This window comes from Brevundimonas bullata, assembly GCF_014207965.1.
In the GTDB taxonomy this organism is placed as follows: Bacteria; Pseudomonadota; Alphaproteobacteria; order Caulobacterales; family Caulobacteraceae; genus Brevundimonas; species Brevundimonas bullata_A.
This window is the reverse complement of sequence record NZ_JACHLM010000009.1, coordinates 26211-46283: the sequence shown is the minus strand read 5'-3', so window position 1 is coordinate 46283 and position 20073 is coordinate 26211. Positions and strand designations below refer to the sequence as shown.

23 protein-coding genes and 3 tRNA genes are annotated in these 20073 nt (G+C 66.4%); 7 read left to right on the top strand and 19 right to left on the bottom strand.

All coding sequences use genetic code 11. The features are described from left to right. Positions 1–41: 41 nt before the first annotated feature. The 3 genes from HNP51_RS17855 to HNP51_RS17845 all read right to left on the bottom strand — a co-directional run bounded on the left by HNP51_RS17855 (position 42) and on the right by HNP51_RS17845 (position 4854). Positions 42–2039, bottom strand: coding sequence for a biotin carboxylase N-terminal domain-containing protein (locus HNP51_RS17855; RefSeq protein WP_184273926.1), 1998 nt, complete (start codon positions 2037–2039; stop codon positions 42–44). A gap of 193 nt (positions 2040–2232) precedes the next feature. Next, positions 2233–3135, bottom strand: a complete 903-nt coding sequence (locus tag HNP51_RS17850) for an enoyl-CoA hydratase-related protein (RefSeq protein WP_184273923.1) — start codon at positions 3133–3135, stop codon at positions 2233–2235. Positions 3136–3261: 126 nt separating this feature from the next. After that, positions 3262–4854, bottom strand: coding sequence for a carboxyl transferase domain-containing protein (locus tag HNP51_RS17845; RefSeq protein WP_184273921.1), 1593 nt, complete (start codon positions 4852–4854; stop codon positions 3262–3264). An 81-nt stretch (positions 4855–4935) separates the two neighbouring features. On the opposite strand from HNP51_RS17845, the gene HNP51_RS17840 reads away from it, so the two are divergent. Then, positions 4936–6735 (top strand): patatin-like phospholipase family protein, encoded by a 1800-nt coding sequence (locus HNP51_RS17840; RefSeq protein WP_184273918.1) that lies wholly within the window; start codon positions 4936–4938, stop codon positions 6733–6735. On the opposite strand, the gene HNP51_RS17835 is transcribed toward HNP51_RS17840, so the two are convergent. The 15 genes from HNP51_RS17835 to HNP51_RS17765 all read right to left on the bottom strand — a co-directional run bounded on the left by HNP51_RS17835 (position 6668) and on the right by HNP51_RS17765 (position 15891). Beyond that, a complete protein-coding gene (locus tag HNP51_RS17835; protein ID WP_184273915.1) occupies positions 6668–7459 on the bottom strand; it encodes a methyltransferase domain-containing protein in 792 nt (263 codons plus the stop codon). The genes HNP51_RS17840 and HNP51_RS17835 overlap by 68 nt on opposite strands. A 43-nt stretch (positions 7460–7502) precedes the next feature. After that, positions 7503–7579 (bottom strand) — tRNA-His (locus tag HNP51_RS17830). An 82-nt stretch (positions 7580–7661) separates the two neighbouring features. Further along, positions 7662–8411, bottom strand: coding sequence for a M48 family metallopeptidase (locus HNP51_RS17825; protein WP_184273912.1), 750 nt, complete (start codon positions 8409–8411; stop codon positions 7662–7664). A gap of 130 nt (positions 8412–8541) precedes the next feature. Then, positions 8542–9261 (bottom strand): energy transducer TonB, encoded by a 720-nt coding sequence (locus HNP51_RS18920; RefSeq protein ID WP_184273909.1) that lies wholly within the window; start codon positions 9259–9261, stop codon positions 8542–8544. 18 nt (positions 9262–9279) lie between these two features. Beyond that, positions 9280–9711 (bottom strand): biopolymer transporter ExbD, encoded by a 432-nt coding sequence (locus HNP51_RS17815; protein WP_114817772.1) that lies wholly within the window; start codon positions 9709–9711, stop codon positions 9280–9282. A 5-nt stretch (positions 9712–9716) separates the two neighbouring features. Continuing rightward, positions 9717–10631: a MotA/TolQ/ExbB proton channel family protein gene (locus HNP51_RS17810; protein WP_184273907.1), complete on the bottom strand. Its 915-nt coding sequence runs from the start codon at positions 10629–10631 to the stop codon at positions 9717–9719. Between the two features lie 440 nt (positions 10632–11071). Then, positions 11072–11147, bottom strand: a tRNA-Phe gene (locus HNP51_RS17805). Positions 11148–11219: 72 nt separating this feature from the next. Further along, positions 11220–11378, bottom strand: coding sequence for a DNA gyrase inhibitor YacG (locus tag HNP51_RS17800; protein WP_311769974.1), 159 nt, complete (start codon positions 11376–11378; stop codon positions 11220–11222). Then, on the bottom strand, positions 11378–12412 hold the full coding sequence (locus tag HNP51_RS17795; RefSeq protein WP_184273901.1) for a ribonuclease E/G: 1035 nt from the start codon (positions 12410–12412) through the stop codon (positions 11378–11380). The genes HNP51_RS17800 and HNP51_RS17795 overlap by 1 nt, the downstream gene beginning before the upstream one ends. Position 12413: 1 nt before the next feature. Further along, on the bottom strand, positions 12414–13013 hold the full coding sequence (locus HNP51_RS17790; protein ID WP_184273898.1) for a nucleoside triphosphate pyrophosphatase: 600 nt from the start codon (positions 13011–13013) through the stop codon (positions 12414–12416). A gap of 8 nt (positions 13014–13021) precedes the next feature. Further along, positions 13022–13240, bottom strand: coding sequence for a translation initiation factor IF-1 (infA, locus tag HNP51_RS17785; protein ID WP_008261544.1), 219 nt, complete (start codon positions 13238–13240; stop codon positions 13022–13024). Between the two features lie 101 nt (positions 13241–13341). Then, on the bottom strand, positions 13342–13809 hold the full coding sequence (locus tag HNP51_RS17780) for a UPF0262 family protein (RefSeq protein WP_184273895.1): 468 nt from the start codon (positions 13807–13809) through the stop codon (positions 13342–13344). Beyond that, positions 13806–14303, bottom strand: coding sequence for a DUF2948 family protein (locus HNP51_RS17775; protein WP_184273892.1), 498 nt, complete (start codon positions 14301–14303; stop codon positions 13806–13808). Before HNP51_RS17775 ends, HNP51_RS17780 begins: the two co-directional genes overlap by 4 nt. Beyond that, the gene (gene murA, locus HNP51_RS17770; protein ID WP_184273889.1) at positions 14293–15582 is read right to left on the bottom strand and encodes a UDP-N-acetylglucosamine 1-carboxyvinyltransferase; all 1290 of its coding nucleotides are present in this window, start codon (positions 15580–15582) and stop codon (positions 14293–14295) included. The genes HNP51_RS17775 and murA overlap by 11 nt, the downstream gene beginning before the upstream one ends. Before the next feature lie 102 nt (positions 15583–15684). After that, a complete protein-coding gene (locus HNP51_RS17765; protein WP_184273950.1) occupies positions 15685–15891 on the bottom strand; it encodes a hypothetical protein in 207 nt (68 codons plus the stop codon). A 64-nt stretch (positions 15892–15955) separates the two neighbouring features. Between HNP51_RS17765 and HNP51_RS17760 the strand changes: the two genes are divergently transcribed. The 6 genes from HNP51_RS17760 to HNP51_RS17735 all read left to right on the top strand — a co-directional run bounded on the left by HNP51_RS17760 (position 15956) and on the right by HNP51_RS17735 (position 19768). After that, a tRNA-Thr gene (locus HNP51_RS17760) sits at positions 15956–16030 on the top strand. A 251-nt stretch (positions 16031–16281) separates the two neighbouring features. Beyond that, complete coding sequence (locus HNP51_RS17755; RefSeq protein ID WP_184273886.1) at positions 16282–16443, top strand: hypothetical protein; 162 nt, start codon at positions 16282–16284, stop codon at positions 16441–16443. Next, positions 16440–17573, top strand: coding sequence for an AAA family ATPase (locus HNP51_RS17750; RefSeq protein ID WP_184273883.1), 1134 nt, complete (start codon positions 16440–16442; stop codon positions 17571–17573). Before HNP51_RS17755 ends, HNP51_RS17750 begins: the two co-directional genes overlap by 4 nt. Then, on the top strand, positions 17570–17755 hold the full coding sequence (locus HNP51_RS17745) for a hypothetical protein (protein ID WP_184273880.1): 186 nt from the start codon (positions 17570–17572) through the stop codon (positions 17753–17755). The genes HNP51_RS17750 and HNP51_RS17745 overlap by 4 nt, the downstream gene beginning before the upstream one ends. Continuing rightward, the gene (locus HNP51_RS17740) at positions 17748–18146 is read left to right on the top strand and encodes an HNH endonuclease signature motif containing protein (protein WP_184273877.1); all 399 of its coding nucleotides are present in this window, start codon (positions 17748–17750) and stop codon (positions 18144–18146) included. Before HNP51_RS17745 ends, HNP51_RS17740 begins: the two co-directional genes overlap by 8 nt. Further along, positions 18146–19768 (top strand): terminase large subunit, encoded by a 1623-nt coding sequence (locus HNP51_RS17735; protein WP_184273873.1) that lies wholly within the window; start codon positions 18146–18148, stop codon positions 19766–19768. Before HNP51_RS17740 ends, HNP51_RS17735 begins: the two co-directional genes overlap by 1 nt. On the opposite strand, the gene HNP51_RS18395 is transcribed toward HNP51_RS17735, so the two are convergent. Beyond that, complete coding sequence (locus HNP51_RS18395) at positions 19765–20067, bottom strand: hypothetical protein (RefSeq protein ID WP_184273870.1); 303 nt, start codon at positions 20065–20067, stop codon at positions 19765–19767. The genes HNP51_RS17735 and HNP51_RS18395 overlap by 4 nt on opposite strands. Positions 20068–20073 lie beyond the last annotated feature (6 nt).

Genomic DNA, 20073 nt, shown 5'->3' with positions numbered 1-20073 from the left:
GCCAAAGAACTGGATCCCGGCGTCCGCCGGGATGAGCGGATTTAGGTAGCGTCCGCCGCCTTCACCACGGCCAGAACCGCGCCGTCCGTGACCTGATCGCCGACGACGACGTTGAACTCAGCCACAACGCCATCGAAGGGCGCGGTCAGGGCGTGCTCCATCTTCATGGCTTCCAGAACGACGATGGGCTGGCCCTTGGTTACAACATCGCCGGCCTTGGCGGGCGCGGCGACGATCTTGCCCGGCATGGGGGCGCGCAGGCCGCCGTCGGAGGCGGAGCCGCCAGCGCTGGTGCTGGACTTGCGGCGACGGAACTCGATGACGTCGCCGTCGTCGAAGACCACGATCCGCTCGGCGTCCGGGGCGAAGGCGGTGACGACATCGCCGTCGACCACGACCAGATCGGTCTCACCATAGACGCGGGCGGTTTCGCCCTCCACGCCGACGTCAAAGCTCGACTGACGGCCGTGCCAACCCGGCTCGCCAGCCAGGGTCACGGCGTGCTGCTGGTCGCCGTGGTGCAGGGCCGTGCGCGACTGGGCCGCGCCATTCATGCGGAAGCCGAACAGGCCCGCCCGCCACGGAGCCAGCGCCTTGTCCTCGACGTCAAAGGCGGCAGCGTCCGCCTCAAGGCCGATCAGGCCAGCAGCGCCAGCCAGAGCCTGCGCCGAGACGGGCGCGGCGATCAACGCCCCCTCCTCGGCAGCGATAAAGCCGGTGTCCACGTCGCCCTCGACGAAGCGCGGATGGTCCAGGCAGCGGGCCAGGAAGCCGGCGTTGGTGCGGACGGGCCAGACCTCGACCTCGCGGCAGGCGTTGGCAAGTCGGGCGGCTGCGGCTTCGCGGCTGTCAGCGTGGACGATCAGCTTGGCGATCATCGGGTCATAGAATTGGCTGACCTCGCCGCCCTGCTCCACGCCCGTATCGACGCGAATGTCATCAGGCATGACGAAGTGATCCAGCCGTCCGATGGACGGCAGGAAGCCGTGGGCCGGGTCCTCGGCATAGAGGCGGGCCTCCATGGCCCAGCCCTTCATCGGGATGTCGGCTTGGGCCAGCGGAATCGGCTCGCCCGCCGCGACGCGCAACTGCCATTCGACCAGATCGACGCCGGTGATGGATTCCGTGACCGGGTGCTCGACCTGAAGCCGGGTGTTCATTTCCATGAACCAGATGCGGTCGGCCTTCAACCCGTCGGAAGCGTCGGCGATGAACTCGATGGTGCCTGCGCCCTGATAGTTCACGGCCTTGGCGGCGCGGACAGCGGCGGCGGTGACGGCGTCGCGCGTGGCCTGATCCATGCCCGGCGCGGGCGCCTCCTCGATCACCTTCTGGTGTCGGCGCTGCAGCGAGCAGTCGCGCTCATGCAGATGGACGACATTGCCGTGACTGTCGCCGAAGACCTGCACCTCGATGTGGCGCGGGCGGGTGATGTAGCTCTCGATCAGGACGCGCGGGTCGCCAAAGGAGGACTGGCCCTCGCGTTGCGCCGAAGCCAGACCGTCGGCGAAATCCTCGGCCCGGTCGACCTTCTTCATGCCCTTGCCACCGCCGCCGGCGACCGCCTTGATCAGGACCGGGAAGCCAATGCGCGCCGCCTCGGCCGTCAGGGTCTCGACTGACTGGTCCTCGCCCTGATAGCCGGGGGTGACGGGCACGCCCGCCTCTATCATCAGCTTCTTGGCCGCGTCCTTCAGACCCATGGCGCGGATTGAGGACGGCTGCGGGCCGATCCAGACGATGCCGGCCGCCATGACCGCCTCGGCGAAGTCGGCGTTCTCCGACAGGAAGCCGTAGCCGGGGTGGATGGCCTCCGCCCCCGTCGCCTTGGCCGCCGCCAGCACCTTGGCCGCATCCAGATAGGATTCGCGCGCCGCCGCCGGGCCGATCAGCACCGCCTCGTCCGCCTCGCGCACGTGCAGGGCGGCCGCGTCGGCCTCGGAATAGACGGCGATGGTGCGCAGGCCCATGCGGCGGGCGGTGCGGAAGACGCGGCAGGCGATCTCGCCGCGATTGGCGACCAGGACGGACTTGAACATGGCGGTCTTGAACTCTGCCTCTGCAAATGGGCGGCCTGCTCCACCTTGCTCCTCCCTGTTCGCAAAGCGAATGGGGAGGTGGCGCGGCGCCGAAGGCGACGTGACGGAGGGGGCGACTCCACGGCTGACGTTTACGTCGCCCCCTCCACCACTTCGTGGTCCCCCTCCCCACTGCGTGGGGAGGAAAGAAGTCTTATTGCGCCCAGCTGGGGGCGCGCTTGTCGAGGAAGGCGCGGACGCCTTCCTGGCCTTCTTCCGAGACGCGGGCGCGGGCGATGCGCTTGGCGGTCTCTTCCAGCAGGCGATGGTCGATGGACTCGCCCGCCAGGTCGTTCACCAGACGCTTGGCCTCGCCCATGGCGCCGGGGGCGCAGGTGGTCAGGCTGTCGGTCAGCATGGAGATGAACTCGTCCATCGAACCTTCAGGCAACACCATGTCGATCAGGCCCGCGTGCGCGGCGTAATCGGCGTCGAAGGTGTTGGCCGTCAGGAACAGCTGGCGGGCGCGACGGGCGCCGACGGCCTCGATGACATAGGGGGCGATGGTCGCCGGGATGAGGCCCAGCTTGACCTCGGAGAAGGCGAAGCGCGCGCCCTCGACCGCCACGGCCATGTCGCAGGCGGCGACGATCCCCGCCCCGCCGCCCATGGCCGCGCCCTCGACCAGAGCCACCGTCAGGGCCGGCACGTCGTGCAGGGCCTTGAGCATTTTCGCCAGCCCCATGGCGTCGTCGCGGTTGTCGCTCTCCGACCAGCCAGCGGCGTCCGCCATCCAGTTCAGGTCGGCGCCGGCGCTGAAGGTGCCGCCCGCGCCACGGATGAAGACCACGCGCACCCGGTCGGCGCCCTGCAGGGTCTCGAAGGCCTCATAGAGGGCCGCGATGGTGGCGGCGTCGAAGGCGTTCTTCTTCTCGGGCCGGTTGATGGTGATGAAGACCACGCCCGACGGCAGGGCGTCGATCTGCACCAGATCATTGTCCGCGTCCGGCGCCGGATCGGCGACGAAGGGATGAGCGATGGCGTTGATCTCGGCGGCCTCGGCGTCGGTGACGTCCAGGGCGTTCAGGTCTTCTTCGGTCGGCTTCTGGTCGGTCATTCTGATCTTCTTTCCTGGTCATCCCGGACACGGCGAAGGCGTGATCCGGGACCGCTCAAAACTCTAACGCCTGACGTCCGTGACGGTCCCGGATAATCGCTGCGCGATTTCCGGGATGACAGACGATTACATCCGGAACACGCCGAACGTCGTCTCGGGGATGGGGGCGTTCAGGCTGGCGCTGATGGCCAGGCCCAGGACGTCGCGGGTCTGGGCCGGGTCGATGACGCCGTCGTCCCACAGGCGGGCGGTGGCGTAATAGGGATTGCCCTCGTCCTCGTACTTCTGACGGATCGGCGCCTTGAAGCTCTCGGCTTCTTCCGACGTCCAGGTGTCGGCGTCGCGGTGAACGGTGGCCAGCACCGAGGCCGCCTGCTCGCCGCCCATCACGCTGATCCGGCTGTTCGGCCAGGTGAAGAGGAAGCGCGGGCTGTAGGCCCGGCCGCACATGCCGTAGTTGCCGGCGCCGAAGCTGCCGCCGATCAGGACAGTGAACTTGGGCACCTCTGCGCTGGCGACCGCCGTGACCAGCTTGGCGCCGTGTTTGGCGATGCCCTCGGCCTCGTACTTGCCGCCGACCATGAAGCCCGAGATGTTCTGCAGGAAGAGCAGCGGAATCTTGCGTTTGCAGGCCAGTTCGATGAAGTGCGCGCCCTTCTGGGCGCTTTCCGAGAACAGGACGCCGTTGTTGGCCAGAATGGCGACCGGTTGGCCCCAGATGCCGGCGAAGCCGCAGACCAGCGACGTGCCGTACAGGGACTTGAACTCGTCCAGCTCCGAACCGTCGACGATGCGGGCGATGACCTCGCGCACGTCATAGGGGGCGCGGACGTCGTCGGGGATGATGCCGTATAGTTCAGACGGGTCATAGGCCGGGGCGCGCGGCTCGCGCACGTCCAGCGGCTGGGGCTTGACCGTGTTCAGGTTGGCGACGATGGAGCGGACGATCTCCAGCGCATGCTCATCGTTCTCGGCCACGTGGTCGACCACGCCGGACCTGCGGCCGTGGGTCTCGGCGCCGCCCAGTTCCTCGGCCGAGATGACCTCGCCGGTGGCGGCCTTCACCAGAGGCGGACCGGCCAGGAATATGGTGCCCTGGTTGCGCACGATCACCGTCTCATCCGACATGGCCGGGACATAGGCGCCGCCCGCTGTGCAGGAGCCCATGACGCAGGCGATCTGCGGGATCGCCTTGGCCGACATCCGCGCCTGGTTGAAGAAGATGCGGCCGAAGTGGTCACGGTCCGGGAAGACCTCGGCCTGGTGCGGCAGGTTGGCGCCGCCCGAATCGACCAGGTAGACGCAGGGCAGATTGTTCTGCTCGGCGATTTCCTGCGCCCGCAGGTGCTTCTTTACCGTCAGGGGATAGTAGGCGCCGCCCTTCACCGTCGGGTCATTGGCGACGATCATGACCTCGCGGCCCGAGACGCGGCCGACGCCGCAGATCATGCCCGCGCCGGGGGCTTCATCCCGATACATGCCGTTGGCGGCCAACTGGCCGACCTCGAGGAAGGGCGAGCCGGGGTCCAACAGGCGTTCGACCCGGTCGCGCGGCAAGAGCTTGCCCCGCGCCACATGGCGGTCGCGGCTGGCGTCGGAGCCCCCGCGCGCGGCCTGGGCCACCTTCTCGTAGAGCTCATCCCGCAGGGCGCGATTGTGCGCATCCAGCGATTTGAAAGCAGGACTGTTGCGATCGACAGCAGAAATCAGCTTGGGCATGCCCCAAGGTTTAGGAGGCTTCCGCCTCTGGTGGAAGTCGTTCTGTTTCCTGTCCGCCGGAATCCGGCCTAAACCCCAAACATGGCTGCTGAACGTCCCCATACGCCACCCGACTCGCTGGAGGCCGCCCTGGCGCGCGTCTTCGAGGGCACGAAGAACACCCGCGCCAGCTGGTTCGCCCTGACGCGGGGCGAGCGGCTGTTTTCCGCCGGCGATCCCGCCGACACCCTCTACCTGCTGCGCGCCGGGCGACTGGGGGTGTTCAAGGACGACAACGGACGCGGCCAGCAGTTCATCGGCGTCATCAAGCCCGGCGATCCGGTCGGCGAAATGGCCATGCTGGCGGGCACCACCCACATGGCCAATGTCGTGGCCCTGCGCGACAGCGATGTGGTCGCCCTGCCGCGCGACGCCTTCTTCGAGGCCGCCCGCAACGAGCCCGCCCTGATGGCCGAGCTGGGCCAGATCATGCTGATGCGGGCGCGCGATCGGAACTCCACCGGATCGGACCCGACCGTCTTCGGCTTCGTCTCGGCCCGCGCCCAGCCGATTCGCAGCTTCGTGGAGCGCGTGGCCCGCGCGGTCGAGGCTCAGGGCTTCAGTTGCCGCGTCATCGACCACACAGCCCTGTCGTCCGCCGCCGAATGGTTCTCCAGCGTCGAGGACGCCCACGACTACGTCCTCTATGTCGCTGAGTCGGACGAGCCTGGCTGGGCCTCGCTGTGCGCCCGACAGGTCGACCGCGTCTTCGTCGTGGGCGACGCCGATCACAAGCCGCACGCCCCCGTCCTGCCGCCCGAGATCGAGGACGAGGCCCACCCGCTGACCGACCTGATCCTGCTGCGTCCGCCGCACATGGCCCGGCCCACCCGAACGCGCGCCTGGCTGGACGCCTTCAAACCCGGTCGCTGGTTCCATGTGGTCGAAGGGCTGTTCGACGACACTGCGCGGATCGCCCGGGTCGTCACTGGTTCGGCGGTCGGGGTGGTGCTGTCGGGCGGGGGCGCCCGCGCCTACGCCCACATCGGCGCGTTGAAAGCCCTGCGCGAAGCGGGGATGCCGATCGACTTCATCGGCGGCTCCAGCATGGGCGCCGTCGTCGCCGCCGGCCCCGGTCTCGGCTGGTCGGACGATGAACTGGACGAACGAATCCGCAAGGCCTTCGTCGAATCCGACCCCCTGTCGGACATCGCCTTCCCCATCATCGCCATGACCCATGCCCGCAAGGTCGCGCGTCTGATGCAGGACGCCTATGGCGACGTGAACATCGAGGACATGCCCCTGCCCTTCTTCGCCGTCTCGACCAATCTGACGTCAGGCAAGGTCGAGGTGCATCGCGAGGGCATGCTGCGTCACGCCCTACGGGCCTCGATCTCTATTCCCGGCGTCATGCCGCCGGTGGTGATGAACGGTCAGGTGCTGGTCGACGGGGCCGTACTGCGCAACTTCCCCAGCGAGGTCATGCGTCGCCTGAACAGCGGCCCCGTGGTCGGGGTGGACGTGTCCCAGACGCGCGGCGTCGATCCCAAGGCGCTGGAGGACCCGCCGTCCTGGTGGCGCTGGATCGTCTCGGGCGCGTGGAAGAAGGGACCGCCGATCGTGTCGGTGCTGATGCGCTCCGCCACCCTGACGACCGAGGCCGAACTGATGCAGGCGCGGGCCGATACCGACCTGCTGATCCTGCCTCGACCCGAGGGCGTCGATATCCGCGACTGGAAGGCCTACGCCCCGGCGGTGTCCTCAGGCTATGCGGCGACCAAGGCCGCGCTGGCGACGCTGAAATGCCCGGTCGAGCACCTGCACCGCCACCGCATCAACGACGCCGCGCGACAAGAAACAGACGAGGAAATGGCAGAAGAGTCGCCCCGTCGGCCCGTCTAGGGAAGGCTGAGGATAGCCGCGCGCCCAGCGCCCCCCGGAAAGCCTCCTGCATCGCAGGATCGCCCGCCAGCGCGGTCAGATAGGGTCGCAACGCCGTCCCCTTCATCCATTCCAGCACGGCTTTGTCGCCCGCCAGAACGTGCAGATAGGTGGTCGACCAGATGTCGATGTCGTCGCACAACGGCGCCAGGGCTTCGTAATAGGCTTCGGCCGCCAGCAAGGGCGCGATCGTGTCCACGCCGGTCAGAACCGAAGCCCACGGCCCCTCAGCCGCCGTCTCGCGCATGATCGTATGGTGGCGCGTCTCCCAGGCCATGGGCATCTGCACCGCCAGCAGGCCGCCGGGCGCCAGGGCTTCAGCCAGATGCGCGAACAGAGCGGCGTGATCGGGCAGCCATTGCAGCGAGGCGTTGGCCAGAATCAGATCGGCCGACTGTTCCGGCCTCCAACTCGCGATATCGCCGACGGACCAGTCGACATCGGCGGAAAGGGCGCGGGCCTGCTCCAGCATGGCCGCGCTGGCATCCATGCCATGCACATGGGCGTTGGGGTGGCGGCGCTTCAGCAGGGCCGCGTGTTGACCGGTTCCGCAGCCCAGATCCCAGATCTCGGCGGGCGCAAAATCCTCGGGCAGACGCACCAGCAGATCAAGCGCGGCGCGATCGCGCTGAGCCTCGAACCGATTGTACTGGTGGGGATCCCACACGAGGGAAGCGTCGCTCATATCGTCACCACTCCAGGTCGCTGAAAGCGATTCGTGGGAGTGATGGTACCGCCTCTCAGGCTTGAACTGAGGACCTCCGGTTCCACAAACCGGCGCTCTAACCAACTGAGCTAAGGCGGCGCGATCAACGCGAGGCCGGTTCTCTAGCGGGCCTCGCCTCGGTCAGCAATACGCTTATTCAGGAATTTCACTTTATCCCCCGTCAGTTCCAGCCTCGGCTGGCGATATACTGCTGCAAGGCGGTGATCCGGGTCTGGTCGGATGGGTGGGTCGAGGCGAATTCCGGGGTCCCCGACTGACGCTGCTGCGCCATCACCCGCCAGAGAGCGATGGATTCCGAGGGCTTGTATCCGGCGGCGGCCAGGTAATCCACGCCCAGTCGGTCGGCTTCCAGCTCATGGCTGCGCGAGAAGGGCAGCAGCAGACCCACTTGCGCGCCCATGCCGCCCAGGGCGCCGACGGCCTGCGCATAGTCCCCTGCCCGGCTCTGCACCGCCCCCAGGAACACGCCTGTCGTCGTCTGGGTCGAATAGCGTTCGGCGGCGTGGCGGGCGACGACGTGGCCGACCTCGTGGCCCAGGACGGCGGCCAGTTGGTCGTCGTTCTGCACCAGCTTCAGCAGACCCGTCGTGACGCCGATCTGGCCCGACGGCAGGACGAAGGCGTTGGGGCTGGCGTCTTCGAACACCGCATAGTCCCAGCTACGGCCCGCCAGACCGGCCGCCTGAACCACGCGTCCGCCGACACGGCGCACCCGCTCATTCTGGGCCACGTTGGCGGACACCTTCTGGGTTTTCAGCGTCTCGGCCCAGGCCGCATTCGACTGCTGGATCAGGGCGCTGTCATCCACGATCAGGAACTGGCTGCGACCCAGGCTCTCATTGTAGGCGCAGGCGCCGAGGCTGAGCGCAAGAAGTCCTGTCGCGAACACGGCAACGCAAGTTCTGGTCATAAGCACTCCCCTTGATCCGTCACCGTCAACATAGGCACGACGAAGAGGACGGTTCCAGCACGTATCAAACAAAGAAAAACGCTCCGAGGCAAAGCCCCGAAGCGTTCTTCATATCGACTTATCGACCGTGTCAGTCGCCCAGATTGAAGGGCACTCGCACGACGAATTTGGCGTTCGTGGCAGCACCATCGACCGTACGAGGCGATAGTTGCCCGCGCTGGACGATACGGACTGCGGCTGCGCCGAAGCCCATCCCGGACGGCTCTTCCGAAACAACACGGCAGCCTTCGGGGCGACCGTTCGGTGTCACCGTGCATTCAACCGTGGCCGAGCCGCCCACGCCGCGATCGATAGCGCGTTGCGGGAAGTCCCGTTCGGTCGGACGCGGCGGACGCGCCCAGCTCGGGTTGGTGATAACCGAAGGTTTCGGCGGTGCGGGAGGAGCCGGCGGAGGCGGAGGTCCGGGGACGATCACGGGCGGGCCCGAGTATTCGACGCGGTCATCCTTCTTCGTCGGTTCGATCGCCACAGTCACCGGAGGCGGAGGCGCCTGGGTGTTGATCTGCGGTTCACGCACCTGAAGCTTCGGCGGCGGAGGGGTGTCCGGCGGGGGCGGCGGCGGCGGCGGCGGCGGCGGCGGAGGCGGAACCTCCATCAGCTCGACGTCGACGGCCTCGTCCTCGTAGGTCATTTCCTTCAGCACGAACTTGTTGTTGTACAAGTACAGGCCCGCCAGGGCGTGGACGATCACCGAAACGGTGATGCCCACGATGGCGCCGGTCGAAAGCTTCTTCTTCTTCTTCGGCGGATCCAGGATCGGATCACGGTGGACGTGAGGTTCAGCTGTCATGCTATGCGCCCCGCCCCCTTACGAGTTGTCTTCGCCAACCAGGGCGACGCTGTAGAAACCATTGTCCTGGAGGGCGTTCATGACCTGCATGAAATCGCCGTACCGGGTCTGCTGGTCTGCACGAATGAAAATACGTTCTTCCGAAGGGTTCCTGCGTCCGATCTGCACCCGAAGGTCATCGCCCAGCGCACCGGGAGAAGACTTAAGGTCGCCAATCCACACGTCGCCATCGTTCTGGATGGAGATGAAGACCGGCGTCGGCGGATTCTTGCCCGGAGGAGCAACGGCGCGAGGCAGTTTCACCGGCACCGACACGGTGGCGAGCGGAGCCGCCACCATGAAGATGATGAGGAGCACGAGCATGATGTCCACGAAGGGTGTGACATTGATCTCGGCATTAGCCTCGACGGTGTACTTGCCGCCGCCGGAACCGGAAAGTTTGGCGGCCATCCGTCTTACGCTCCCTTGTCGAGCTGACGCGAGATGGCGTTGATCAGTTCAGCGTTGAAGCCGTCCGAACGAGTGCCGTAGTTCGAGATGCGCGTGTTGAAGTAGTTGTAGAAGATAACGGCCGGGATAGCGGCGAACAGGCCGATACCGGTAGCCAGCAGGGCTTCAGCAATACCCGGAGCAACGACGGCCAGGTTGGTCGTGTTGGACTCGGCGATGCCGATGAAGGAGTTCATGATGCCGTAAACGGTGCCGAACAGACCGACGAACGGACCGGTCGAACCCGTCGAAGCCAGGAACTGCTGGCCGCCCGAGAGGCGCTTCGGCAGACCCGATTGAACGGCGGCGACGGCGGTTTGCGCACGCAGCAGAGCCGAGTCGCGGTGATCGCCGGTCACTTGCAGACCTGCTTGACGCGACAGTTCGATTTCTTCGGTGGCGGCAGCGGCCATGTCGGCCAGCGGGTTGCCGTCAAACTCTTCCGAAGTCGACACGCGACGCATGTCGGCGATGGTGCGAGCGCCGCGGAAGGCTTCCAGGAAGCGGTCGGTGGCTTTGTTCAGAGCGCCGAACTCGAGCAGCTTGATGAGCAGCATGGTCCACGACAGGACCGAGGCCAGCAGCAGGCCGATCATGACGATCTTAACGACCGCGGTGGCTTCCATGAACATGGAGACCGGGGTGATGCCGCCGCTGCCGTGGCCGCCGCTGACCGAGTCAGCAACAGTGGTCGGGTCAACAGCGGGAGCGGCGTCGGCGGCGGGAGCAGCAGCGTCGGCAGCCGGAGCGGCGGTCGAGGCAGCGGCTGCCGGAGCAGCGGCCGGGGTTGCGGCGTCTTGCGCCAGAACCGGCGAGCTCGCCATCAGGACGGCAGCGCCGGCCAGTGCGAGGAGGATATTCGTCTTCTTGCTATCGAGCATTGTTCGCCAGTTCCTGCTTTGGTCTGACACGTGGAACCCAAGACACGGACCGCGTCAGTCGGCCGTCCCTATAATGAAATTTCACCACCAACGAGATCGAGCCCGCCGAGTGGAACCGCCGCCTGCCACGATCGTTCGAAAACGGTCGTCGCCGCCAAGGTCTAGGACACAATATCCCGGTGACCTCGGCCTGCAAGCAGGAATGCGGTTAAGACCCTTTGGCGAACGGCCATCTTAGCGTCAAGTCCGCAAAGTTTCTTTTCCCCTTCGCACGTGCAGCAATCGGGAAGATCGGCAAAATATTTTCGATTTTTGCAATAACGGCGACATGAAAACGTCGCATCACGCCATGTTACGGGAATGCAATTCCCAAGGCGAAATTTAGGCCATTTAAAGGCAAAGGTTTCCCGGAACGGGAAAGACCAAATTGTAGGGAGGAGTGGTGCCTGGAGGCGGGTTCGAACCACCGACACGTGGATTTTCAATCCACTGCTCTACCAGCTGAGCTATCCAGGCGCACGACGTCGTCGCGAGAGGCGGGTCTATAGGCGAGGCTGGCGGGGCTGTCCAGACGCCAATTCACTCAATTCAGCGATCTTTTTCATCTTCGACCACATCGTCGGTCGGAATGGCGTAGCCGCCGGTGAACCAGCGCTGCAGATCAATGTCGGCGCAGCGCTTGGAACAGAAGGGCTTGTAGGCCGGGTCGGGCTTCTGACGACGGCAGATGGGACAGAGCGACATGATCAGGCCTCTTCTATTTTCACGACGCCGACGGCCATCGACGGATCGGCCAGGACTCCTGCCCTCGGCCCCAGAGCCTCGATCAGCGGCGCGGCCAGGGCGGCGACCTCGGGCGTGCAGCGCGCGACGAGGCGCGGCGCAGCGGAATCGGTCAGCAAGGCCAGTCGCAACTGGCGCACCATATCTATGGCTCGGGTTTCGAGCCGGGGGCGTCCGTCTGCGTCCAGCAGGCGCTCGTCCAGCGGCGTCCGCCGCCACGGCAAGGACACCTGCATCAGGCCAAACCGGCTCAGGGGGCCGAAGGCGGCCAGGGGCTCTGCGGCGAAGGCGGCGCGTACGCCCTTCATTATAGTGTCGCCGTGCAGACCGACGCCGATCAGGTCGATCACCACCAGGCCGCCCCACCCCTTCAGGGTCAGCAGGCGGGCGGTATGGAGCAGGCCCTCGCGATTCGCCGCCTCGCGCCCTTTGCGGGAATCCCGACCGGGCGCGGGAGCGTGGTCAATGTCCACAGCGATCAGGGCGCGCGTGCGCTGGACCATAAGGTCAAGGCCGCTGGCGGGATCGAGAAGGCTGGACGCCAAAGCATCCTCCTCGGCCTCCAGCGCAGCGCGGATTGCGACCACACCCGTTTGCGGCGCCACGCCGGGCGCCAATGCGGCGAGAATCGCCACGACATCCGGTCCAGGCGCCAGCAGACGCGGCTCGCCGGTCGCTTCGCCCAGGCGGCGCAACACCGGCCCCTTGCGCTCGCGCGGCTCGGCTGTGACCTCGACCTCGACCTTGGCCCCCTCTCCCAGCTTTTCCTTCTGACCCAGCGGCAGGAAGCCGAACGGTTCCCCCGCGCCCAGATCGACGAAGGCGCCGCGCAGGCCCGGCTCGACCCGCGCGATACGGCCGACGCAACGCGCGCCCAGCCGATCGCTCGGCCGGTCGCTGTCACGCTGGATGATCAGATGGTGGTAGCGCCCCTTGCGGGCGATGACGCCGCGGGTCTCGCCCGGCGTCTGATCGAGGAAGACCTCGATATCAGCCATGTCAGGCGCTCTGGGGCCGCCAGCCGGCGCCCCGAAGCAGATTGGCCGCCTCATAGAGGGGCAGACCCATGACCGCCGGGTGACTGCCGACGATACGTCGCACGAAGGCGGCGGCCGCCCCCTGGATGCCGTATCCGCCCGCCTTGCCGCGCCATTCGCCCGAGGCGACATAGGTGGCGATCTCTTCAGGGGACAGGGTCTTGAAGGAGACGCGGGTGTCGACGACGCGGCAGGTCGTCTGGCCGCCCGCGATCACGACGACGCCGGTGAAGACGCGGTGATTGCGGCCCGACAGCAGTTCGAGGAAGCGCTTGGCCTCAGCCTCGTCCGCCGGCTTTTCCAGCAGGCGACGGCCCAAGGCGACGACGGTGTCGGCGGCCAGGACAATGGCGTCGGGCGAACGCGCGGCCACGACCTCGGCCTTGCCGCGCGCCAGGCGCTCGGCCAGACGCGTCGGCGTCTCGCCCTTCAGCGGGGTCTCGTCGATGTCGGCGGGATCAACATGATCAGGAACCACCCCGATCTGCGCCAGAAGCTCGATCCGGCGCGGGCTCGACGAGGCCAGAATCAGTCTCGGAGCCGAAAGGTCAGGACGCGACACGCGCGTCCTTACTTGAAGCGATAGGTGATGCGGCCCTTGGTAAGGTCGTAGGGCGTCATTTCAACCAGCACCTTGTCGCCCGCCAGGACGCGGATGCGGTTCTTGCGCATCTTGCCGGCGGTGTGGGCGATGATCTCGTGGTCGTTTTCCAGCGTCACGCGGAAAGTGGCGTTCGGCAGCAGTTCGCTGACGGTGCCGGGGAACTCGAGAAGCTCTTCCTTGGCCATGCGGTCTCTCTCACCCGAAAAACAGCTTAAGGCTCGCGTCGGGTGTGAACGCGAGCCGTGAAGGAGGCGCCTAATGCACCAAAATGCCGAAATAGTCGAGTTCAGCCGCGTCGATAGACAGCGCAAACCAGCGTGAACAGCCGACGAGCGGTTTCCTTGTCCATCTCGACCTTGCCTTCGAGGCGACCTTTAAGCAGTTCGGCGCCCTCGTTGTGCAGACCACGACGGCCCATATCGACCGACTCGATCTGACTGGGCGAGGAGCCGCGCAGGGCCTCGTAATAGCTTTCGCAAATCAGGGCGTAGTCGCGGATCACCGTCTTCATCGGCGACAGCGACAGGACGTGGGTGCGGGCGAAATCCGGTCCGGCGATGTCGAAGGCCAGGCGGTTGTCCTGCGAAGACAGGCGCAGGGTATAGGGCCCGCCCTCGGCTCCCTCGGGCGTAAAGCTGTTGGCCTCGACTAGATCGAAGATGGCGACGCGTCGCTGATGCTCGATCTCGGCGGTGGGCGCCGGCAGCGTGGCGGCGTCGATCTCGATGGATGACAGCTTGTGAGGTGCGCTCACGACTTGACCTCGTCAGAAGGCGCGTCGTCCAGATGAGTGGGCGCCATACGGGCCGGCCAGCGGTCGGACAGGTCCGTCAGCACGGCGTCCAGGCATTCCACGTCGATGCGCAGATCCCCGCCGCCAGCGAACATCAGGATGACCCGGCCGCCGGGGGCCTCGGTCGGTTCGAAATCCAGCGCCAGCAACTCCAGCGCCGCTTCGGGCGCGCGGGGCAGGCGGCGGCTCTTGACCGCCTCGACGTCGCCGAACTGCATGGCCGCCATGACGCGCGTGCCGCCGCACTCCCAGCAGAAACGCGACAGGACGATGGTCAGGCGCCGCGCTTCCTTTTCCCAGCTGATGTCGACGGGACGCATGATGGCGTCCTGAAGCGCGGCCGAGATGATCTGAAGATCGACGGCGTCCTCGGCCAGCAGGCGCAGGGGCGCCATCGGGGCCAGGGCTTCCGCCGCCGCGTCGTTGTCAGAGATCGCCTCGACCTCAGTGCTCATCCGCCTCGCCTTTCACACGCCGCACATCGGCGCCGCAGGCTCCCAGCTTTTCTTCCATCCGCTCGAAGCCGCGATCCAGATGATACACACGACCGACCGTGGTTTCGCCCTCGGCGACCAGACCGGCCATGACCAGGCTGATGGACGCCCGCAGATCGGTGGCCATGACGGGGGCGCCGGTCAGCTTCTCGACGCCGCGCACATGGGCTTCACCCGCATGGACCGAGATGTCGGCGCCCAGACGCGCCAGCTCGGGCGCGTGCATGAAGCGGTTCTCGAAGATGTTTTCGTGGATGATGCTCTCGCCCTCGGCGGTCGTCATCAAGGCCATGAACTGGGCCTGCAGGTCAGTGGCGAAGCCGGGATAGATTTCCGTCGTCACATTGACCGCCTTCAGCCGCTGCGTCGGGTCGCGACGGACGATGACGCCGTCAGCGGTCGGCTCGACCTCGACCCCGGCCTCGATCATCTTGTCGGTCAGGGCGGTGATCAGGTCGGCACGACCCTTGGTCAGGCGCACCTCGCCCCCGGCCATCGCCGCGGCGAGCGCATAGCTGCCCATTTCGATGCGGTCGGGAATTACCGACCAGGTCGCGCCGTTCAGCGACGAGACGCCGGTGATGGTCAGGACGTCGGTGTCCAGCCCCTCGATCTTGGCGCCCATGGCGATCAGGCAGCGGGCCAGGTCGCCGATCTCGGGCTCGCGGGCGGCGCGTTTCAGCACCGTGGTCCCGTTGGCCAGGACGGCGGCCAGCAGGGCGTGTTCGGTGGCGCCGACCGAGACAAAGGGAAACTCGATCTCGGCCCCGCGCAAACCCTTGGGCGCATGAGCGGAGACATAGCCCTCTTCCAGCTCGATCGCAGCGCCCATGGCCGACAGAGCCATCAGGTGCAGATCAACCGGACGCGCGCCGATAGTGCAGCCGCCGGGCAAGGAGACCTTAGCGTGGCCAGTGCGCGCCAGCAGCGGTCCCAGGACGTTGAACGAGGCCCGCATCTGGCGAACCAGCTCATAGGGGGCGAAGGTCGAGGTCAGTTCCGGTGCGTGGAACAGGGTCTCCTGCCCGTCCGCGCCGTTCCGCTCGGTCACCTCGACCCCGAACTGTTGCAGCAGTTGGCCGAGGAATCGGGTGTCCGCCAGACGCGGCATATTGGTCAGCAGCAGGGGCTGATCCGTCAGGATCGAGGCCGCCATCAGCTTGATGGCCGAATTCTTGGCGCCGCTGACCTCGATCTGGCCGTTCAGGCGGTTGCCGCCGTGGATGACAATGCTGTCCATGGAATCTTTCGCGGCCGGAAACACTGCGCCCCGGCGAGCCGCTTATCTAGCAAGCCCTTACGCCCTCGCGAAAGAGCCGTGTGCGCGCAAGGACGATGACTTTCAGTTGCGCTCGGTAGCAGGCCGGGGCGCCACGGTCGGCGCCTTGCGACGCTTCAGGTTGGTGCGAAGCGCAGCGGCCAGGCGAATGGCCCGTTCGGCCTTGGCCTTCTGTTCGCGTGTCGGCTCCACGACCTGGGCGGCGGGAACGGCGTCTTTGGGCGGGGTATCCATGTTGCGCAGCAGAGCCCGAGCAAAGTTTTTGATCAAGCATGCATTTTCCGCTTGTGCCGCCCCGAAGTCGTTGGCTATACGGCCGCTCTCCTCGTTGAGGGCCGCCGTAGCTCAGTGGTAGAGCGCATCCTTGGTAAGGCTGAGGTCGGCAGTTCAATCCTGCCCGGCGGCACCATCGGAACCCAGACCCCACAAGGGTTTGGGTTCCGGCCATCATCCCTTTCCCCATTCAGTCAAAGCGGAACGCTCCGCGAACACTCGCCCCCAATGTGGGGAAAATGCGGGGACGCTGTTCCGCGTTCGTTCGCGCGCGCCTGCCGGTGAAACGAAAAACCCCGGCTCGCGTGCAGGCGAAACCGGGGTCGATAATCGTTCAGCTTGGCGGCCAGAACGGCAGCAAACCTATCAGACGATGGGGGCGCTGTCATGATGGATTTCGACCTGACCGAATGGGCCGCCGCCTGCGACTCCTTCTTCGAGTTCACTGAGCGCAACGCGCGCATCGTCGCCGCCTACCGCGTGCTGGCCGAGCTTCTACCTGACAACGACAACGGTTCCGAGCTGTGGGAACGGGCGGTGCAGGCATGAAGACCGCCGAAGACTACGAACGCGAGTTCGAGCAGGCTGCCGCTGCCGTGCAGGCGAAGCAGACCGGCCGGGGCGCGTTGCGCGTCGTGGCGAGGGGCGATCATGTCGAGATGGAAAGCTATCTCGACCCTCTGGACGAACCACTAGACCGCCCGGCCAAGCCGAAGCGCCAGGCCAAGTTTAGCGCCCCCGAACTGTGGGACATGCACTTTCCCCCCGTGTCGTGGATCGTGCCCGACTACATCGCCGCCGGTCTGACGCTGCTGGTCGGAGCCCCGAAGCTGGGCAAGTCCTGGTTGTCCCTCGATATCGCCCGCGCCGTGGCCGAGGGTGGGTTCGTGCTGGGTGATCGGCACTGCGTCCAGGGATCGGCCCTCTATGCCGCCCTGGAAGACCCGCCGCGCCGCCTGAAGGACCGCCTGCGCCGCGTATGCGTCAACAAGCCGACGAACGCCCTGACCATCTGGACTGAGATGCGGATGCTGGACGCTGGCGGGCTGGACGACCTGCGTGACTGGATCGCACAGGCGGACAACCCTCGCCTGATCGTGCTCGACGTGCTGAACAAGGTGCGCGCCGCGCCGATGAAGGGAGAGGCGCCCTATGCCTACGATTACCGCAGCGTGGAGGGGCTGAAGGAACTGGCCGACGAGTTCAACATCGCCATCGTCGTCGTGCACCACACCCGGAAAGCTGAGGCCAGCGACAAGCTGGAGAAGGTCAGCGGAACGAACGGCCTGCCCGGCGCTGCTGATACGACGATCATTCTCGACCGCGATGGCGAAGGCGTCACCCTGTCAGGCCGGGGGCGGGACATTGAAGAGTTCGAGACGGCGCTGGAGTTCGACAAGGACACCTGCCGCTGGCGCGTCCTGGGCGATGCCCGCGAGGTCAGGGTGTCCGACGAGCGCAAGGCGATCCTGGAGGCGCTGGCGGGTGAATGTGAGCCTGTCGGGCCGAATGTTATCGCTGATGTTAGCGGGCTGGCCAACGGCAACGTCCGCTATCTCCTGCACAAGATGGCCAAGGCGGGTGAGGTCCAGAAGGTCGGGCGAGGCAAATACCTGCATCCTGATACTACCCCCCCTAACATCGCTAACAACGCTAACATTGGGGAGGACGAAGCGTGAACGGTCCCCCTGTCATTGTGAGGGGTGTTAGCGATGTTAGCGCCCCCCACACCCTGCGCCTGATCGCGGACAAGGTGCGGCGCCTATCGCCCTCTCACCGCAACCCGGAACGCTTCCATGAGGACAAGAGCGAGATAGAGCGCGACCTGCGCCGTCTGGCCCGGAGGGTGGGCAATGGCTGACTGGCCGTATTCAACCGCCCGGTGGCAGCGCCTGCGCAAGGCCAAGCTGTCGGAGAGCCCATTGTGCGAGACGTGCGAGCGTCGCGGCCGGAAGGTGGAAGCGCAGCACGTTGACCACATCGTCGCCATCGCAGCGGGCGGGCCTGCCTTCCCGGTGATGGATGGACTGCGTGCCCTGTGCGCGTCGTGTCACTCGATCAAGACCAATGCGCTCGACCGTGCTGGCGGCAAGGGCGTCGCCATCAAGGGCTGCGGCGTGGATGGCCTGCCGCTCGACCCCGACCATCCGTTCCTGACCGGAGGGGATACCCCCCTCGAAGGACGAGGAGCTGTCGCTCAAAGACCGGCCGCCCATACGGCTTCGCAGTTAGTTCGGGATTGGGGCGTCTGATGGGGCTGCGTGGACCCGGCGCCAAGCCGATGAAGAAGAAGGCCGTGGAGGCCGTTCAGGAGCCCGTGGGGCCGCTTCCGTGGGAGGTTGAGGGGATGTCCCGCGTCGAGCGGGTGGTGGCCTTCCTGGAGTTCCTGCCGGTCACGACGGGCGCGCTTGCTGGAACGACGATGAAGGTCCGGCCGTGGCAGCGCGACTTCCTGGAGGCTGTCTATGGCGTGGACGGCGACGGATCGCGGCCGGTGCGGACGGCGGTGCTGTCGATGGCGCGCAAGAACGGCAAGACCGGCATCGCGGCTGGCCTGGCCCTATGCCACCTGTCAGGCCCGGAGGCCGAGCCTCGCGGTCAGGTCTATTCGGCGGCGAACGACCGGGCGCAGGCGGCGATCCTCTACAACGAGATGGCGGCCATCATCGCCCAGGTGCCCTTCCTGGACGAGCGGGTGAGTCTGCGGCGTCACGCGAAGGAGATGGAGGACTTTGAGAACGGGTCTGTCTATGCGGCCCTGTCGGCCGACGTGCCCGGCAAGCACGGCCTGAGCCCGTCGTTCGTGGTCTATGACGAGCTAGGTCAGGCCCCTAAGCGCGACCTGCTGGATGCGCTGGATACGGCGATGGGCGCCCGCGCCGAACCCCTGATGCTGGTCATCTCGACCCAGGCGGCGGATGATCTGGCGCCCATGTCGGAGCTGATCGACTACGGCCAGCGGGTGACGGCCGGCGACATTGACGACCCGTCGTTCCACCTGACGCACTACGCCGCGCCCGAGGACGCGGACCCGTGGTGCCCTGAGACGTGGAAGCTGGCCAACCCTGCCCTTGGCGACTTCCGCTCGCTGGAGGACGTAGCGCGGCAAGCCGCCCAGGCGCAGCGCATCCCGTCGAAAGAGGCCGCGTTCAAGAACCTGATCCTCAACATGAGGGTGGCCGCTGAGACGAAGTTCCTGCCGCTGTCCGAATGGAAGGCGTGCGGTGCTGACCTGCGGCCCGACCTGGAGGGCAAGCCTTGCTGGCTGGCGCTGGACATGGCCGCGACCCGTGACCTCACGGCGCTGGTGGCCGTCTTCCCGGACGACGACGGCGGCGTTGACGCTATGGCGCAGTTCTACCTGCCGGGCGACGGTCTGGCGGATCGCGGCGAGCGGGACCGGGTGCCCTATACCGTCTGGCGAGACATGGGGTTCCTGACGGCGACGCCGGGAGCGGCGACTGATCCCCGTTTCATCGCGGCGACGGTGGCGCAGCTCTGTTCGCGGTTCAATGTGCAGGCGCTGGCCTATGACCGCTGGCGGATCGAGACGTTCAAAATGGCGCTTGCCGACGAGGGCGTCACCGATCTGGAGATGATCGAGCACGGCCAGGGCTATCGGGACATGGCCCCGGCAGTGGACATTCTGGAGCGCATGGTGGCCGAGCGGAAGCTTCGCCACGCGAACAACCCCGTCCTGACGTGGTGCTTGTCCAACGCGGTGGTGACGAAAGACCCGGCAGGCAACCGCAAGCTGGACAAGAGCAGGGCCACAGGCCGCATCGACGGCGCCGTGGCCCTGGCGATGGCGTTGCACGCGATGGAGATGAAGCCGCGAGAAGAGGCCTGGGAACCGTGGGTGGATGCGGCTTAGCCGTAGGGGTTCGGGTCGCTATCAGGGGGCCAGGGCAGGCCCTCGCGCCGGGCGCGCTGTTCGATGGCAGACGGCCCCTGATAGCCCCACCACGGATGAAGCGGGTCTAGCGGCTCGCCTTTAATATCGCATCCGCTCTTTTCGTCGCCCGTGGGAGGCTCAATGGAAAGCGCGGCCTCGACCTGAGCGCCGACTGCGCCCGCTGGGCCGAGGCGAGCCGCTGCGTTCTCATCGCCGTGCATCTTGAGCAGCCAAGCGTCGCGCCAACGCTGAATCTCTTCCCGGCGTTCGCTATTCACCGGCTT